The organism is Microbacterium sp. C5A9, from assembly GCF_022627955.1.
Lineage (GTDB): Bacteria > Actinomycetota > Actinomycetes > Actinomycetales > Microbacteriaceae > Microbacterium.
Genome location: NZ_JABXGD010000005.1, coordinates 278,664 through 295,545 on the forward strand (window position 1 = coordinate 278,664; position 16,882 = coordinate 295,545).

Sequence of the window (16,882 nt, forward strand, 5' to 3'; positions counted from 1 at the left end):
GTCGGCCCAGAGGAGGAGAGAACATGACCGATTACGCCGTCATCAACCCCGCCACCGGAGAGACCCTGGCGTCCTTCGACACCTTCACGGATGCGCAGATCGAGGAGGCGGTCGCGGCCGCCGACGAGGCGCACCGCGAGTGGTCCCGCTCGTCGACCGTCGCCGAGCGCGCCACGCTGCTGCGCCGCGCGGCCGAGCTGCACCGCGAGCGTCGCGAAGAGCTCGCCGACGTGTTCGTGCGCGAGATGGGCAAGCCCCGCGAGGCCGCCCTCGGGGAGGTCGACTTCGCGGCCGACATCGCCGAGTACTACGCCGACCAGGCCGAGGCGATCATGGCCGACCAGCCGATCGCGATCCTGGGCGACGGCTCGGCGATCATCCGCCGTTCCTCGCTCGGACCGCTCGTCGGCATCATGCCGTGGAACTTCCCGGCCTACCAGATCGTCCGCTTCGCGGCGCCGAACCTGATCGTCGGCAACACGATCCTGCTCAAGCCGGCTCCGCAGTGCCCCGAGTCGTCGACCGCCATCGAGGCGATCTACCACGACGCCGGCTTCCCGAAGGGCGCGTACCAGAACGTGCTCGCGACGAACGAGCAGATCGCCGACATGATCGCCGACCCGCGCGTGCAGGGCGTCTCGCTCACCGGATCCGAGCGTGCCGGTGCCGCCGTCGCCGAGATCGCCGGCCGCAACCTCAAGAAGGTCGCGCTCGAGCTCGGCGGATCCGACCCGTTCATCGTGCTGTCGACCGACGACCTCGACGCGACCGTGCAGGCCGGCGTCGACGCGCGTCTCGACAACAACGGCCAGGCGTGCAACGGCGCCAAGCGGTTCATCATCGTCGACGGTCTCTACGATGCGTTCGTCGAGAAGTTCACCGCGGCGATGGCCGCGGTGACGGCGACCGATCCGATGCTCGACGACACCGTGCTCGGCCCGGTCTCGTCCGAGACGGCGGCGGAGAACCTGCAGAAGCAGATCGACCAGGCCGTCGAGCAGGGCGCGACGCTGCTGACCGGAGGCACCCGCGACGGGGCGTTCTTCGCTCCGACCGTTCTCGCCGACGTGACGCCCGAGATGAACGTCTACCGCGAGGAGCTCTTCGGCCCCGCGGCGGTCGTCTACCGCGTCGCCGACGAGGACGCCGCGGTCGCTCTCGCGAACGACACCACCTTCGGCCTCGGCTCGTACGTCTTCACGACGGATGCGGAGCAGGCCGAGCGCGTGGCCGACAACATCGAGGCGGGCATGGTCTACGTCAACCTCGTGCTGGCCGACAGCCCGGAGCTCCCCTTCGGCGGCATCAAGCGCAGCGGCACCTCGCGCGAGCTGGGTCACCTCGCGGCCGACGAGTTCGTCAACAAGAAGCTCATCCGCATCGGCTGAGCGGCAGGCACGACGAGGGGGCGGATGCATCGGCATCCGCCCCCTTCGTTCGTCGGCCGTGCGCCCGCGGTGAGTCGCGGCGCCTGCGGTCAGCCCGCGGTCAGCCCGCGGTCTGGTCGAGGTAGGCGAGCACGGCGAGCACCCGGCGGTTGACGCCCGACCCCGAGGCGACGCCGAGCTTCGTGAAGATCGTGTTGATGTGCTTCTCGACGCCGCTCTGGCTCACGAAGAGACGCTCGGCGATCGCCGCGTTGCTGTGGCCCTCGGCGATCAGCTCGAGCACGGCGCCTTCGCGCTCGCTCAGTTCGGCCATGCGCGGGTCGGGTCCCGACCGGTCGGCGATGAGACGGCGGATCACCTCGGGGTCGAACGCGACCCCGCCCTCGGCCACGCGCACGATCGCGTCGAGGAAGCCGGCGATGTCCGAGATGCGGTCCTTGAGCAGGTAGCCGACACCGCCGCGCCCGTCGAGCAGCTCACTCGCGTACCGGCGCTCGACGTGCTGCGAGAGCACCAGCACCGCGACATCGGGATGCAGATGTCTGATGCGCAGCGCCGCGCGGATGCCCTCGTCGACGAAGTCGGGCGGCATCCGCACGTCGACGATCACGAGGTCGGGTTCCTCGGCGGCCAGGGCCGTCAGGAGCGCGTCCGCGTCGGACACCGAGGCGCTCACCTCGTGCCCCTCGGCGACGAGCAGCTGCACGATGCCCTCTCGCAGCAGGGTGGAGTCCTCGGCGATCGCTATCCGCACGGGATCACCGCCTCGATCACGGTCGGGCCCCCCGCAGGACTGTGCACGTGCAGTCGTCCGTCGCGCGCGGCGACGCGAGACGCGATGCCCGAGAGTCCGGTGCCCGCGGCATCCGCGCCGCCGACTCCGTCGTCTTCGACCGTCATCGTGAGGCTGTCGGGCCCGGTGCGGACGCGGATGCTGATCGCACTGGCCCGCGCGTGCTTGATCGCGTTCGTGACGGCCTCGCTCGCCACGAAGTAGGCGGCCGTCTCCGCGGCGCGATCGGCCACCACCGGGCCCTCGACCTCGAGGGTCACCGGCATCGCCACGCGGTCGCGGAGGGCTTCGAGCGCGACGGCGAGACCGTCGCGCTGCAGCATCTCGGGGTACGTCCGCCAGGCGACGTCGCGCAGGTCGTCGAGGACGTGCTGCGTCTCGTCGCGCGCGCCGCTCAGCAGACGACGCGCCTCGTCGGGGGCGGCACGCTCGACACGGGCCAGCAGGATCGACAGCGCGACCACCCGCTGCTGCACGCCGTCGTGGATGTCGCGCTCGATGCGGCGCCGCTCGGCATCCACCGCGTCGACGACCTCGTCGAGGGTGGTGTGCAGCCGCACGACCTCCTGGGAGAGCTCGCCGGCGCCCGGCCGCTGGAACGACTGCCAGACCCGCCGCTCGAGCCAGGCGATGCCGCCGATGCCGGACAGCGCGAGGAACAGGAGCACGAGACCCGGGATCACGAAGAGCCCCACGGTGGTCCACGTGACGCGGCCGGGGCGTGCGCTGAAGAGGGCGACGGGGCCGCCGGTCGCCGCCGCGACGAGCATCTGGACGCCGACCACGATGCCGGCGCCGATCAGGATGAGGATGCACAGCACGACGAGCTGCAGCAGCGCCGACAGGGCGAGCAGCCCGCGGAGCCGCGGGGCGCGAGGGGGCGTGCGGCGGGGGATGCCGTCGATCCAGGTCAGGCGTGCGGCGACGGACCGCACCACCGCCGGCGCCGGCCGCCGCGGCGCGGTGACCACGGCGATCAGCGTGGGCACGAGCATCGCGATCCCTGCGGCCGTGCCACCCAGCATCCGCACCGCATCGCGCGTGATCGAGCGCGGAGCTGCCGCGGCGTCGGTGGGGGACCTCATCTCTCCATTGTGCCGCGCGGTGCCGCGATCTCCGCGCCGTGCGCCTCGCCCGATCCGGAGTCCTGCTCCGTAGGGGCATCGACGGCGTGGGCATCCGTTCCCTGCACCCGCTGCCGCACCCGCGCCACCACGAACAGCGACACGGCCACGATCACGGCGCCGATCACGAGCACCTGCAGTCCGTCGGCGTACTGCTCGATCCGGTGCCACTGCTCGCCGAGCAGGAAGCCCGCCATGACGAACACCGTGTTCCAGATCGCACTGCCCGCGGCGGTGAGCAGGGTGAACTTCGCCAGCGGCATCCGCTGGACCCCGGCGGGGATCGAGATCAGACTCCGGAAGATCGGGATCATGCGGCCGAAGAACACGGCCTTCATGCCGTGCCGCGCGAACCACTCCTCGGTGCGGTCGACGTCGCTGACCTTCATCAGCGGCATCCGGTCGACGATGCGGCGCAGGCGCAGGGGGCCGAGCCACGCGCCGAGACCGTAGAGCGCGAGGGCACCGACGACCGAGCCGACGGTCGTCCACACGAGCACCTCCCACAGCACGATCGTGCCCTGGCTCGCCGTGAAGCCCGCGAGGGGGAGCACGACCTCGCTCGGGATCGGCGGGAACAGGTTCTCGATCGCGACGGCGACGCCCGCGCCGACGCTGCCGAGCGCCTCCATCAGGCCGATGGCCCAGTCCGCGAACACGTTCAGGTTGTCAGAGGCCGCCATGCTCCCGACGCTACGCAGACGCACGGATGCCGTCACTGCGGGTGCCCGTCGTCCCTGGTGCGGAAAACCGTAATACTGCCCTCGCGGTGTCGATCCCGACCCGGGAACCCGGGCGTAGGTTGGAGGCATGGCAACCGTCGCAGCGAACATCGTCAAGACCCTCCGCGCCAACGGGATCGACCGTGTCTACGGTCTTCCGGGTGATTCCCTCAACGGGTTCACCGACGCGCTCCGCAAGGACGGGAGCATCCGCTGGGTGCATGTGCGGCATGAGGAATCCGCGGCCTTCGCGGCGGCAGCCGATGCGGCGCTGACCGGCGATCTCGCTGTCGTCGCCGGCTCCTGCGGCCCCGGCAACCTGCACCTCATCAACGGTCTGTACGACGCCAACCGCTCGCGCGTGCCCGTGCTCGCGATCGCCGCGCACATCCCGACGACCGAGATCGGCACCGGGTACTTCCAGGAGACGCATCCGCAGGAGCTGTTCCGCGAGTGCAGCGTGTACGTCGAGTACGTCGCCGATCCGAAGCAGATGCCGCGTCTGCTCGAGATCGCGATGCGTGCGGCGATCGAGCAGCGCGGCGTCGCGGTGCTCGTGATCCCGGGCGATGTGGCCCTCGCGGAGATCGCCGACGACCGTGCCGTGGTCATCGAGCGCGCCCGTCCGGTGGTGGTGCCGCGCGGCGACGAGCTCGAGCGCGCCGCGACCCTGCTGAACGCCTCGAAGAAGACCACGATCCTCGCGGGGGCGGGTGTCGAGGGCTCGCACGATGAGGTCCTCGCCCTGGCCGATCGGCTCGGAGCGCCGATCGTGCATGCGCTGCGCGGCAAGGAGTTCATCGAGTACGACAACCCCTTCGACGTGGGGATGACGGGCCTCCTGGGCTTCGCCTCGGGCTACCGCGCGATGGAGGCCGCCGACACGCTGCTCGTGCTCGGCAGCGACTTCCCCTATGAGCAGTTCTATCCCGAGCACGCCACGACCATCCAGGTCGACATCCGCGGTTCGCAGCTGGGCAAGCGGCATCCGCTCGACCTCGGCCTCGTCGGCGATGTCGGCGCGACCGCCGCGGCTCTGCTGCCGCGCCTCGCCGAGAAGAGCGACCGCGACCACCTCGACGACTCGACCGCGCACTACCGCAAGACGCGCGCGAAGCTCGACGACCTCGCGACGCCGACCAAGGCGGGCCGCCCCATCCACCCGCAGTACCTCGCCCGGCTGCTGAACGAGCAGGCGGCGGATGACGCGATCTTCACCGCCGATGTCGGCTCACCCACGGTGTGGGCCGCGCGCTACCTGTCGATGACCGAGAAGCGGCGTCTGATCGGGTCGTTCACGCACGGGTCGATGGCAAACGCGCTGCTGCACGGCATCGGCGCGCAGGTCTCTCACCCCGATCGCCAGGTGGTGGCGCTCGCGGGCGACGGCGGGCTGGCGATGATGCTGGGCGAGCTGCTCACCCTCACGCAGAACAGGCTGCCCGTGAAGACGATCGTGGTGAACAACTCGTCGCTGAACTTCGTCGAGCTCGAGATGAAGGCCGCCGGCTTCGTGAACTACGGCACCGACCTGACGAACCCGAGCTTCGCCGCGATCGCCGAGGCCATGGGCATCTTCGCGCGGCGAGTCGAGAACAGCGAGGATCTGCCGGATGCCGTGCGCGAGGTGCTCGAGCACGACGGCCCCGCGCTGCTCGACGTCGTGACCGAGCGCCAGGAGCTGTCGATGCCGCCCGCGATCGAGGCCGCGCAGGTCAAGGGGTTCGCGCTCTACGCGATCCGCACGGTCATGTCGGGCAAGGGCGATGAGCTGCTCGACCTCGCACGCGCCAACTGGCGTCAGTTCCTCTGAGGCGCTCGCCGCGGCACCCGCCCGGGAGGAGAACACCCGCTCGGGAGGAGGAATCCGTCCGATCTCTCCGCCCGACGCGGTGTTCTCCGCCCGACGCGGTGCGGCCCTTCCGATGCGGAGCGGCTGCGGCGGCGAACCGAGCGGCCCGAGTACGTCAGCTCTCGAGGAGCGCCCGCACCTCGGCGGCCTCGACATGGCGGCCGAGCGCCTCGAGCACGTCGCCCAGCTCGAGCGCCGACACCTGTCGCAGCGGCGGGTGCGCCTCGGCGTGCTCGATCGCCGAGCGGTAGATCGGCACCGCGTCGGCGGCACGGTCGCCGCCTGCGAGCAGACGCGCCGCGAAGAGCTCGGACCCGCCCGCCGAACCTGCATCGCCGAGGGCGGCGAAGCCGTCGGCCGCCGTCAGCGCCGCGGCGACGGCCTCGTCCGTGCGTCCGAACTCGGCGAACGCGCGCGCACGGGAGTCGGTGACGTCGGCGAGCAGCCATCCGGCCTCGTGCTCCCGAGCGAGAGCGGACACCTCGTCGAAGAGGGCGAAGGCCCGCTCGTCCTGGCGTGCGCCGTATGCCTGACCGAGGTTGTGCAGCACGTCGACGAGCGCGCCCACGGCGTCGGGAGCCTTGCGGGCGATCTCGGTCGCCGCCTCGAGCGACTCGATCGCGTCGTCGTGCTCGTCGAACCGCGCGAGGATCTTGGCGCGCTCGGTCAGTGCGACCGCGTGGTCGGCGTGCTCCTCGGCCTCGCCGAACAGCTCTGCGGCGTAGCCGAAGGCGCCCACGGCCTGGCCGAACTCTCCGGACGAGGCGAGCGCGCGGGCCAGCAGCGACACGGTCATGCCGCGGGATGCGGCGGAGACCTCGGACTGCTCCTCGCGCTCGAGCACGCGACCGAACAGCTCGGCCGCCTCCTCGGCGTCGCCGGCCGCGAGCATGGCGCGCGCGAGGCGGAAGTCCGCGCCGGTCGCATCTCCGCCCTCCTGGGCGACGAGTCGAGAGGTGACGCGATAGCGCGTGACGGCCTTCTCGGGGTCTCCGGCGTCCTCCCACAGGGCTCCGGCGAGCAGGTGCGCTGAGGCGAGGGCCTTCGTCGCGCCGAGTCCGGCGAGCAGGCGGCAGGCCTCGTCGGCATCCGCGGCGCCCTCGGTGAAGGCCTCGCCGCCTCCGCGTACCCGCGCACGGGTCTGCAGCGCCTGCGCGCGGTGCCCGACGCTGAGGTCGTCCTGCGCGAGCAGACGGTCGAGCAGGGCGGATGCCGCCTCGGTGTCGCCCTTCTGCAGCACGGCCGCGATCGCGACGAGCGTCGTGGTGTTCACGAGGCGGGAGTCCTCGGCCTCGGCGAACGCGCGCGCAGCCCGTTCGGCCAGGTCGAGGGCGGCATCGGGTTCGTCGGCGTGCATGTGCAGCGACGCACGGCTGATCGCGAGGTCGCCCCGTGACCAGGCAGGCAGCGCGTCCGATGACCGCAGCTCGTGCTCGAGGGCGGCCGCGGCCTCGGGGGTGTTCAGCCCGAAGGTCGCGAGCCCCAGGCGCTGCTCGAGATCGGCCTGCTCGTGCTTCCCTGCGGCCCTCAGCGCGTCGATACGGGCCGGGAGCAGCTCGGCAGCCTCCTCGGCGCGGTCGAGCGCGATCAGGATCCCGAGTCGCATCGACATCAGCTGCGCGCGCTTGGCGGGGTCCTCGACGGCGAGGGCGTGAGGGAGGGCCTGCAGGGTCTCATGCTCGGCGCCGAACTGGGCGAGGTCCATCGCGCGGTCGAACCACGCGTCGGCGTCGGCCGGCGTCGCGGCGTCGGCGGTGGTGAGGAAGGCGTCGGATCGGATCGGCACCTCATAGCGCTCGCCCGCGAGCGCGCGGATGCGGGCGAGGCTGCGGGCGTGACCCTCGGTGCCGTCGCGGTCGTCGAAGTCGGCGCCGATGCGCTCGGCGGTCGCCCACGCCGCGGCAGCGAGATCGGATGCGGTCCACGATCCGTCGTGCGCGCCGAAGAACGGGGCGAGGGCGGGAGACTCCGCGCCGCGCACGGGAGTGTCGCCGTGACCGGCGTCCGCGACCCTGTCGAGCGCGAAGGCGAACGCGGCGAGGGCGGCGAAGTGCGCGTCGACGTTGAGCCCGTCGTGTGCGAGCCAGGCCAGGTGGCGCTCGACCAGGGCGAGCGCTCTGGCCTCGTTGCCGGTGACGGCCGCGAACACGATGTTGTTCGCGACGATGCGCAGATTGTCCGGATTGTCCTTCGCCAGACGGTAACTGCGCAGGTGAGCGCTCTTCGCCTCGTCGAAGCGGCCGGCGCGCAGGTAGGGGAGCAGCACGCGCGAGAGGGCGTGCTCGGGCTCCTCGCCGCACGAGAAGCCGCCCTCGAGCATCTCCTCGACGAGCCGGATCGCGTCGGCGTCGCGGTCGGTCTCCGCGAAGAAGCCGGCGAACTGGCTGCGTCCGCACGCATCGCAGTGGCTGTGCTCATCGCGCGGTGTGGCCTCCAGGCGCACACGCAGCGACTCGGCGTCCTCGAAACGACCGGCATCCCAGGCATCCTCGAACCGCGCGGTGAGCACTCCGCTGAGGCCGAGTCCCGCCGTGCGGTAGTGGGTCTCCATGTCGTCGAGCACCGCCGCGATCTGCTCGACCGAGAAGGCCGGCGACGAGCGCAGGGCGGAGGCCATCCACTTGAACTGCCACATGAGGTCGGCCCCGCCGTAGTCGAGGTCGGCCGGGAACCGCTGCGGGTCGGCATCGTGGCGAGCCAGGCACCACGCGAACGAGTTCAGCATCACATCGGTCGCGCCGTTCATGTTGGCGGACGCCGTCTGCCGCATCCTCGCCTCGTACTCGAGCTGCTCGTCGCCGATCTCGACGGCCAGGGCGACGGCCTCAGACACGAGCGCCTGCTCGGCCGGACCCCACGGGGTGCGGTCGATCTCTTCGATGAGCTGCTGGAAGCGCTTCTTCGGACGGGCCATCGTCGGTTCCCTTTCGGAGGGTCAGAGCATCAGAAGGTCAGAGCGTCAGAGCACGTCGCCGAAGGGGATCGCGTCCCCTTCGATGCCGGCCGAGAGCGAGACGAGGTCGGTGAGCGCCGTGGTCATCAGAGCGCGGTCGGCGTCGGAGAGCGGGTGGTGCCCCGCGAGGAGAGCCTGGATGTAGAGCAGCTGCACCGTCCGTGCGAACACCGCGTCGTCCTGCACGCGCACGAGGGAGCGGACGACCCGGTTCGACCAGTTCAGACACAGACGCGCGGTCGGATCGTCGTCGCGCGAGGCCGAGAGGGTGCTGTCGATGCGGTCGAGCACCCCGCCCCAGAGCGATCCGGTGATGCCCTTGGTGCGCCCCCGATCGATGCGGCGGAGCACCTCGGGGTCGGCCACGTACAGTGCGGAGAGGTCGGGCCGATCGATCGAGCGCACGGTCACCGAGCAGCCGGATGCGGTGAGCGCATCGCCCGCCCGCGTCTCGAGCGCCACCGCGAGGTCGCGGTCGTCGAGAGGGGGAGGGTCGAGACGATCGAGCTCGCCGGTCACGTCGACCGCCTCGACGGTGACCTGGGGGTACAGGTCGGGCAGCATGCGCACGAGATCGGCGTCGTAGAGGTAGCCGCCGTTCACGAGCACCTCGGAACCCGGCGAGATCCCGGCCACCTGCCGGAACTCGTCGACCGTCGCGGCGTACCTCACGTGCGGGAACCGCTCGACGAGGTCGCCGATGCGCATCGTGCCGTGCGTGGTCTCGAGGGTCAGCCACCGCGTGATGAACCGGGCGAGCTCCTCGTCGTGCCGCACGAGCGACTTGAGGCCGACCTCGTGGATCGCCACGAACTGCGCGAGGCGGTGCGGCTCGCGCAGCCCCAGCTCGAGCACCCATCGGCGGATGCCGGCGCCCAGCTGCTCGCGCACGCGCTCGAGCGCCGCGTCGTCGACGAGCGACTCCCGGCTGGCGGTCGGTGCGAGGCCGGTCGAGTCGACCACGGCCCGCACGAAGAACGCCCAGTCGGGCAGCACGTCGTCGACACGCTCGGCGAGCAGCATCCGTCCCAGGTACATGCGCGTCGCCTGCCGCGCTCCGGGCGGCGGGGCATAGGGGAGCACGTACGCCAGGCCGCGCGTGCCGGTGGCCGGCTCGCTCAGCTCGATCACATCGAGAGGTGACGCGCCGAGAAGGTCGCGGCCGTACTCCACCGCCTCGTCGGGCTGCGCGGCGGCATCGAGGAAGGGCGCGCGACGCGTGACGTCGAGCTCGCCGTTCGGAGTGTCTATCGTCACCCGCACGGGGAGGAACTCGGCGAAGCTCGTGGCGAGCTCGCGCACCGCGGCCGGCCGGAGCAGCTCGTCGGCGTCGAAGCGCGGCACGAGGTGCACGCTCGTGCCGACGGGCAGGTCGTCGTCGATCTCGACCACGCGGAACGTGCCGTCGGCGCTGCCCGTCCATTCGACGGCGGAGCCGCCTCGGGCGCTGCGGGAGCGGATCACGATCGTGTCGGCCACCATGAAGCAGCTGAGCAGTCCGATGCCGAACTGGCCGAGGTAGTCGCTGCGGGGGAGGTCGAAGATGTCGCGCTTCGAGCTGCGTCCCACGGTGGCGAGCAGATCCGCCACCTCGCCGGCCGTGAGGCCCACGCCGTCGTCGCGCAGCACGAACTCGGGGGAGGAGTCGCTGAGGGGCGTGATCCGGATGCGGCCGCCCGCGCCGTCGACCTCGCGGCGTGCCGTGACCGCGTCGCGGGCGTTCTGCAGCAGCTCTCGCAGGTACACCCGGGGACTCGAATAGATGTGGCGACTCAGCAGGTCGACGACCCCGCGCAGATCCACCTGGAACTGCTGCACGTCAGCACTCACCCGCATCCCCTCCCGTCGGACCCGCTCGAGCCTAACAACAACACGGATGCCGCCGCCGGTTCGGAACCGGCCGGGGGATGCCGTATGCTTGACGAGCAGTTGTTGTCTGCATTCTTTCGCCGTGCCCCGGTCCTTCCGGTCCGGTATCGGTGGCAGGATGAAGGCGACACCCCGAGACCACCGGTCTCTAGGGCGGTAGCTCAATTGGCAGAGCAGCGGTCTCCAAAACCGCAGGTTGCAGGTTCGATTCCTGTCCGCCCTGCGCGTCAGCGCACGCTGACACACGAAAGGTACATTCAGGATGGATCAGGACGAACCGCGCGGCGATGTCGTCGCGGCCGGCGCCACCCGCGAGAAGAAGCGCGGGCCCCTCGGCTTCTTCGGGAGCATCGCCCTGTTCTTCCGTCAGGTCATCGCAGAGCTTCGCAAGGTCGTCACCCCGACCCGCAAGGAGCTGGTCAAGTTCACCGCGGTCGTGCTGGTCTTCGTTCTGATCGTCATGGGCATCGTCTACGGACTGGACACCTTGTTCGCGTGGGTGACGCACATTGTTTTCGGAGTTCCCGGCGCCTGATGCCCTTGCGGCTCGTGCCGCAGTGATTGGAAAGAAACAACGTGTCTGAACGATATTCCGACGACGCCGACTGGGCGACTGCCGCTGAGCAGTCCAGCGAAGAGGACGAGGCCCAGGAGGGCAACGTCCTCGCCGCCGAAGAGCGCTCCGTCACGTCGGCCGAGCACGTCGCCCTCCACATCGAGGACGTCGACGGCGAGGAAGACGACAGCACCGACGATGACACCGACATCGAAATCGACGACCCGGAGGCGGACGCGATCGTGAACGACGCTCTCAACCTGGACGAAGCGGCTGAGTCTGAAGCTGCCGCTGAGGTCCTCAATGATTCTGTGGCGGAAGAGACCGCCGAGCTCGAGGCCGCCGAGGCCGACGAGGTCACCCCGTACGACGGCCCCGACCTCGGTGCCGATGACGAGCAGGGCGACGACTCCGAGTCCGACGACGAGGACGACGCCGAGGAAGACCCGTACGAGGCCTTCCGCCTCGACCTGCGCATGCTCCCCGGCAAGTGGTACGTCATCCACTCGTACGCCGGCTTCGAGCGCAAGGTCAAGGCGAACATCGAGCAGCGCAAGTCGACGCTCGAGGTCGAGGACGAGATCTACCAGATCGAGGTCCCGATGGAGGACGTCGTCGAGATCAAGAACGGCCAGCGCAAGATGGTCACCCGCGTGCGCATCCCGGGCTACGTGCTCGTGCGCATGGAGCTCACGGAAGACACCTGGTCGGTCGTGCGCCACACCCCGGGTGTCACCGGCTTCGTGGGCAACGCCCACAACCCGACGCCGCTGCGCTTCGAAGAGGCCTTCAACATGCTGAAGTCGCTCGTCGAGGTCAAGGACGCTCCGACCGCCAAGAACATCGCGGCCAAGGGCGGCGTCGCCGTCGCCCGTCCGCTGCCCGCCGAGGTCGACTTCGAGATCGGCGAGACGATCACCATCAAGGAGGGCTCGTTCGCGGGTCTTCCCGGTTCGATCAGCGAGATCAAGCCGGAGAGCGGCAAGCTCACCGTGCTCGTCTCCCTCTTCGAGCGCGAGACCCCGGTCGAGCTGTCGTTCGACCAGGTCACCAAGATGGTCTGACACACGCCTCTCGAGAACGGCCGTCCCTTTCGGGGCGGCCGTTCTCGCGTTCCCGGCGGATCCCGTCGAGCGCTGCCGTCCGATGCGCGGTGGGCGCAGTACTCCACCACGCACCGGATCAGGTAGACTTGTGTGGTTTGCGTGCCGCTTCGGCGTGCGTGCAGACGACCGCAGCCCGGAGATGCCGGGTTCGCGGGAGAGCGGATGCAACCGGCATCCGTTCGATGAAAGGAAGAGGATATGGCACCGAAGAAGAAGGTGACCGGCCTGATCAAGCTTCAGATCAACGCCGGTGCAGCCAACCCGGCGCCGCCGATCGGCCCCGCGCTCGGTCAGCATGGCGTCAACATCATGGAGTTCTGCAAGGCGTACAACGCCGCGACCGAGTCGCAGCGCGGCAACGTCATCCCCGTCGAGATCACCGTCTACGAGGACCGCAGCTTCACCTTCGTCCTGAAGACCCCGCCTGCTGCGGAGCTCATCAAGAAGGCCGCCGGCGTGCCCAAGGGCTCGTCGACGCCTCACACGGTCAAGGTCGCGAAGATCACCAAGGACCAGGTCCGTCAGATCGCCGAGACCAAGCAGGCCGACCTGAACGCGAACGACATCGAGGCTGCCTCGAAGATCATCGCCGGAACCGCCCGTTCCATGGGCATCACGGTCGAGGGCTGAGGAGAATAATCATGGCTACGAAGTCCAAGGCTTACAAGGCTGCCGCCGAGAAGATCGAGGCAGACCGTTTCTACACTCCCACCGAGGCAGTCGCCCTCGCCAAGGAGACCGGCTCGTCGAAGTTCGACTCGACCGTCGAGGTCGCGCTGAAGCTCTCGGTCGACCCCCGCAAGGCAGACCAGATGGTGCGCGGCACCGTCATCCTGCCCCACGGAACCGGTAAGACCGCCCGCGTCATCGTCTTCGCCACCGGCCCCGCGGCCGAGGCTGCGATCGCCGCCGGTGCCGATGAGGTCGGCGGCGCCGAGCTCATCGAGAAGGTCGCCGCAGGCTGGACCGCGTTCGACGCGGCCGTCTCGACCCCGGAGCTCATGGGCCAGGTCGGCCGTCTCGGAAAGGTCCTGGGTCCGCGTGGACTCATGCCGAACCCGAAGACCGGCACCGTGACCCCCAACACGGCCAAGGCCGTCGAGGAGATCAAGGGCGGAAAGATCGAGTTCCGCGTCGACAAGCACGCCAACGTGCACTTCGTCGTCGGCAAGTCGTCGTTCTCCGCTGAGCAGCTCGACGAGAACATCGGCGCAGCGCTCGAGGAGATCGTCCGCCTCAAGCCGTCGAGCTCGAAGGGCCGTTACATCCAGAAGGGCGCCGTGTCGACCACGTTCGGCCCCGGCATCCCGCTGGACGTCAACTCCATCTGAGTGTGATTCCGGAAAGGCCCCCGCAGCTGCGGGGGCCTTTCTGCATCCCGGATCGACATCCGACGTCACGCGATGTGGGATGCTGGCGACAGTCCGCGTACTGTGGGTGAGTTCCGCGCCACAGCACTCGCGTCTCACCGCACCCCAGGAGGGTTTCCATGTCCCGTCGCCTCATCGCCGTCACCGCGCTCGTCGTCGCCGCCGCAGCGCTCACCGGATGCAGCGGAAGCACCGCGCCCGCAGAGAGCAGCTCGAGCGGAGAGGGCTCGGGCAGCGACCTCGGTCTGCTCAAGGACGGCGTCCTCACGGTCGCGACCGAGGGCACCTACCGTCCCTTCAGCTTCCACGACGAAGACGGGGCGGGAGAGCTGACCGGCTTCGACGTCGAGATCATCGAGGCGGTCGCCGACAAGCTCGACCTCGAGATCGAGTTCCAGGAGACCCAGTGGGACGCGATCTTCGCGGGCCTGGACGCCGGGCGCTTCGACCTGATCGCGAACCAGGTGAGCATCAACGACGAGCGTGAGGCCAAGTACCTCTTCAGCGCTCCGTACACGGTGTCTCCCGGTGTGATCGTGGTGGCCGAGGACGACGACTCGATCTCGTCGTTCGACGATCTCGCCGGCAAGACCACGGCGCAGTCCCTCACCAGCAACTGGTACGAGCTGGCCACCGAGTCGGGCGCCACGGTCGAGGGCGTCGAGGGATGGGCGCAGGCGGTCGAGCTGCTGCGTCAGGGTCGCGTCGACGCGACCGTCAACGACAAGCTGACGTTCCTCGACTACGAGACCACCAACAGCCCGTCCGGCCTGAAGATCGCGGCCGAGACCGACGAGGCGGGCGAGCAGGCGTTCGTCTTCACGAAGGACAAGACCGACCTGGTCGAGGCGATCGACGGCGCTCTCGACGAGCTGCGTGCCGACGGCACGCTCGCCGAGATCAGCGACAAGTACTTCGGCGAAGACGTCACGCAGTAGTCCATGGAGAACCCCTGGCAGCTGTTCCTCGACTCGCTCGGGCCCATCGCCCTGGCGGGGGTGACGGTGACGGTGCCGCTGGCGCTGCTGTCGTTCGCCCTCGGCCTCGTGATCGCGATCCTCGTCGCGCTGATGAGGATCTCGGTCAACCCGATCGTGTCGGGCATCGCCCGGTTCTACATCTCGGTGATCCGCGGCACCCCGATGCTGGTGCAGCTGTTCGTGATCTTCTACGGCCTGCCGTCGATCGGGGTCACGCTCGACCCCTGGCCGAGTGCGGTCATCGCGCTCTCGCTCAACGTCGGCGGGTACGCGGCCGAGGTCGTCCGCGCGGCGATCCTCTCGGTGCCGAAGGGGCAGTGGGAGGCCGCCTACACGGTGGGCATGAACCGCACGCGCACCCTCACGCGGGTCATCCTCCCGCAGGCCGCGCGGGTGTCGGTGCCGCCGCTGTCGAACACGTTCATCTCGCTGGTGAAGGACACGTCGCTCGCGTCGCTCATCCTCGTCACCGAGCTCTTCAAGGTGGCTCAGCAGATCGCCGCAGCGACCCTGGAGTTCATGGTCGTCTATCTGGCGGCCGCGCTGGTCTACTGGGTGATCTGCCTCGTTCTGTCGTTCGGGCAGAGCGCGCTCGAGAGGAGGCTCGACCGTCATGTCGCTCGCTGATGATCGCACGTCGACGGCCGACCGGCTGCTGACCGCTCGGGGGCTGCGCAAGAGCTTCGGCGAGAACGAGGTGCTCCGGGGCATCGATCTGACCCTGCACCGGGGAGAGGTCGTCGTGCTGATCGGCCCGAGCGGTTCGGGCAAGACGACGGTGCTGCGTGCGCTCAACGGCCTGGAGACGCCGGATGCCGGTGAGATCGTCGTGGCCGGCGGCCCCGACATCGACTTCGCGCCGACCGAGAGAGTGCCCGCGCGAGTGCAGAAGCAGAAGCGGCTGGCTCTGCGTGACCGCTCGGCCATGGTGTTCCAGCACCACAATCTGTTCCCCCACCTCACGGTGCTGCAGAACGTGATCGAAGGTCCCTGGCGCGTGCAGGGCCGCCCGAAGGCCGAAGTCGTGGCCGAGGCGCAGGCGCTTCTCGCCCGGGTCGGGCTTGCCGACAAGGCCGATGCGCGGCCGCATGAGCTGTCGGGCGGACAGCAGCAGCGCGTGGGCATCGTGCGCGCGCTGGCCCTGCGGCCCGACCTGCTGCTCTTCGACGAGCCGACCAGCGCGCTCGATCCGGAACTGGTCGGCGAGGTGCTCCTGGTGATCAAGGAGCTCGCCGACGACGGGTGGAGCATGGTGGTCGTCACGCACGAGTTGAGCTTCGCCCGCGAGGCGGCCGACCATGTACTGTTCATGGACGGCGGGGTCGTGATCGAACAGGGCTCTCCGGGGCAGCTCTTCGGAGCGCCGCAGCACGAGCGCACGAAGCGCTTCCTCACCCGCATCCTGCGACCGCTCGACGGAGACTGAGCCCGCACGACGGGTGAGCCCGCACAGAGGGGTCGGTGGTCAGCCGCCGAGCACCGGCAGCACGAGGCTGATCGCGATCGCGACCATCACGACTGCGATGATCCCGTCGAGGATCCGCCACGACCGTGTGGTGCGCAGCCACCGGCCGAGGTGGCGGGCGCCGAACCCGAGAGCGGTGAACCACAGGATGCTGGCGGCGATCGCCCCCGCCGCGAACAGCCAGCGGTCGTCGCCGTGCGTCGCCGCGATCGATCCGAGCATGAGCACGGTGTCGAGGTACACATGCGGGTTCAGCCAGGTGAGGGCGAGGACCGTGAGCAGCACCGGCGCGAGTGCGGTGCGGGTCGACGTCGTGGTCGTCGCGAGTCCCGGCGACGCGGGTGCCACGGAGGTCGCGTCGTCCACGTGCAGCTCCTCACCGCCGCGGAGAGCGCGTCGCGCGGCGAGGATCCCGTACACGAGCAGGAAGACCGCCCCCGCCCAGCGGGCGATCACGACGAGCCAGGGAGCCGCCGAGATCACGACGCCCAGCCCTGCCACCCCCGCCGCGATCAGCAGCGCATCGGAGAGCGCGCACACGAGGACGACGGGCAGGACATGCTCTCGGCGGATGCCCTGGCGCAGCACGAAGACGTTCTGCGCGCCGATCGCGACGATGAGAGAGAGACCGAGTCCGAGGCCCGAGAAGACGGAGAGCATGGATCAACCGTAGGTACGGGAGTGTCAACAGCTCCAGCGAGGAT

General features: G+C 69.8%; 15 protein-coding genes and 1 tRNA gene. 10 read left to right on the forward strand and 6 right to left on the reverse strand.

All coding sequences use genetic code 11. The features are described from left to right. The first annotated feature begins 23 nt into the window (after window positions 1-23). Window positions 24-1,388, forward strand: a complete 1,365-nt coding sequence (locus tag HWD99_RS11575; RefSeq protein WP_241796376.1) for an NAD-dependent succinate-semialdehyde dehydrogenase — start codon at window positions 24-26, stop codon at window positions 1,386-1,388. Window positions 1,389-1,488: 100 nt separating this feature from the next. Here HWD99_RS11575 and HWD99_RS11580 read toward each other — a convergent pair whose 3' ends face one another. From HWD99_RS11580 to HWD99_RS11590, 3 genes are read right to left on the reverse strand one after another with little or no spacing between them, the layout of a single operon-like run. Then, complete coding sequence (locus HWD99_RS11580) at window positions 1,489-2,142, reverse strand: response regulator transcription factor (RefSeq protein ID WP_241796377.1); 654 nt, start codon at window positions 2,140-2,142, stop codon at window positions 1,489-1,491. Further along, the gene (locus HWD99_RS11585; RefSeq protein WP_241796378.1) at window positions 2,133-3,266 is read right to left on the reverse strand and encodes a sensor histidine kinase; all 1,134 of its coding nucleotides are present in this window, start codon (window positions 3,264-3,266) and stop codon (window positions 2,133-2,135) included. The genes HWD99_RS11580 and HWD99_RS11585 overlap by 10 nt, the downstream gene beginning before the upstream one ends. After that, window positions 3,263-3,988, reverse strand: a complete 726-nt coding sequence (locus HWD99_RS11590; RefSeq protein WP_241796379.1) for a DedA family protein — start codon at window positions 3,986-3,988, stop codon at window positions 3,263-3,265. The genes HWD99_RS11585 and HWD99_RS11590 overlap by 4 nt, the downstream gene beginning before the upstream one ends. 127 nt (window positions 3,989-4,115) lie before the next feature. Here HWD99_RS11590 and poxB point away from each other — a divergent pair, with 127 nt between their 5' ends. Continuing rightward, complete coding sequence (poxB, locus tag HWD99_RS11595) at window positions 4,116-5,840, forward strand: ubiquinone-dependent pyruvate dehydrogenase (protein ID WP_241796380.1); 1,725 nt, start codon at window positions 4,116-4,118, stop codon at window positions 5,838-5,840. 154 nt (window positions 5,841-5,994) lie between these two features. Here poxB and HWD99_RS11600 read toward each other — a convergent pair whose 3' ends face one another. Together HWD99_RS11600 and HWD99_RS11605 are read right to left on the reverse strand one after the other, a co-directional pair. Continuing rightward, window positions 5,995-8,793 (reverse strand): hypothetical protein, encoded by a 2,799-nt coding sequence (locus tag HWD99_RS11600; protein ID WP_241796381.1) that lies wholly within the window; start codon window positions 8,791-8,793, stop codon window positions 5,995-5,997. A gap of 45 nt (window positions 8,794-8,838) precedes the next feature. Further along, on the reverse strand, window positions 8,839-10,662 hold the full coding sequence (locus tag HWD99_RS11605) for an HSP90 family protein (RefSeq protein ID WP_241796382.1): 1,824 nt from the start codon (window positions 10,660-10,662) through the stop codon (window positions 8,839-8,841). A 189-nt stretch (window positions 10,663-10,851) separates the two neighbouring features. On the opposite strand from HWD99_RS11605, the gene HWD99_RS11610 reads away from it, so the two are divergent. From HWD99_RS11610 to HWD99_RS11645, 8 genes are all read left to right on the forward strand, one after another. After that, a tRNA-Trp gene (locus tag HWD99_RS11610) sits at window positions 10,852-10,924 on the forward strand. Window positions 10,925-10,963: 39 nt separating this feature from the next. After that, window positions 10,964-11,236, forward strand: coding sequence for a preprotein translocase subunit SecE (gene secE / locus HWD99_RS11615; RefSeq protein WP_194765229.1), 273 nt, complete (start codon window positions 10,964-10,966; stop codon window positions 11,234-11,236). A 41-nt stretch (window positions 11,237-11,277) separates the two neighbouring features. Beyond that, the gene (gene nusG / locus HWD99_RS11620; protein WP_241796383.1) at window positions 11,278-12,321 is read left to right on the forward strand and encodes a transcription termination/antitermination protein NusG; all 1,044 of its coding nucleotides are present in this window, start codon (window positions 11,278-11,280) and stop codon (window positions 12,319-12,321) included. A 240-nt stretch (window positions 12,322-12,561) separates the two neighbouring features. After that, entirely contained in the window at window positions 12,562-12,993 is a 432-nt protein-coding gene (gene rplK / locus HWD99_RS11625; protein ID WP_091226625.1) for a 50S ribosomal protein L11, read from the forward strand. An 11-nt stretch (window positions 12,994-13,004) separates the two neighbouring features. Further along, complete coding sequence (gene rplA / locus HWD99_RS11630) at window positions 13,005-13,694, forward strand: 50S ribosomal protein L1 (RefSeq protein ID WP_056514047.1); 690 nt, start codon at window positions 13,005-13,007, stop codon at window positions 13,692-13,694. A 158-nt stretch (window positions 13,695-13,852) separates the two neighbouring features. Further along, a complete protein-coding gene (locus HWD99_RS11635; RefSeq protein WP_241796384.1) occupies window positions 13,853-14,671 on the forward strand; it encodes an amino acid ABC transporter substrate-binding protein in 819 nt (272 codons plus the stop codon). A 3-nt stretch (window positions 14,672-14,674) separates the two neighbouring features. Beyond that, window positions 14,675-15,340, forward strand: a complete 666-nt coding sequence (locus tag HWD99_RS11640) for an amino acid ABC transporter permease (protein WP_241796385.1) — start codon at window positions 14,675-14,677, stop codon at window positions 15,338-15,340. After that, window positions 15,327-16,139, forward strand: coding sequence for an amino acid ABC transporter ATP-binding protein (locus tag HWD99_RS11645; protein ID WP_274618184.1), 813 nt, complete (start codon window positions 15,327-15,329; stop codon window positions 16,137-16,139). The genes HWD99_RS11640 and HWD99_RS11645 overlap by 14 nt, the downstream gene beginning before the upstream one ends. A gap of 39 nt (window positions 16,140-16,178) precedes the next feature. Here the strand turns inward: HWD99_RS11645 and HWD99_RS11650 are convergent, their stop codons facing one another. Then, complete coding sequence (locus HWD99_RS11650; protein WP_241796386.1) at window positions 16,179-16,838, reverse strand: LysE/ArgO family amino acid transporter; 660 nt, start codon at window positions 16,836-16,838, stop codon at window positions 16,179-16,181. Between the last annotated feature and the right edge of the window lie 44 nt (window positions 16,839-16,882).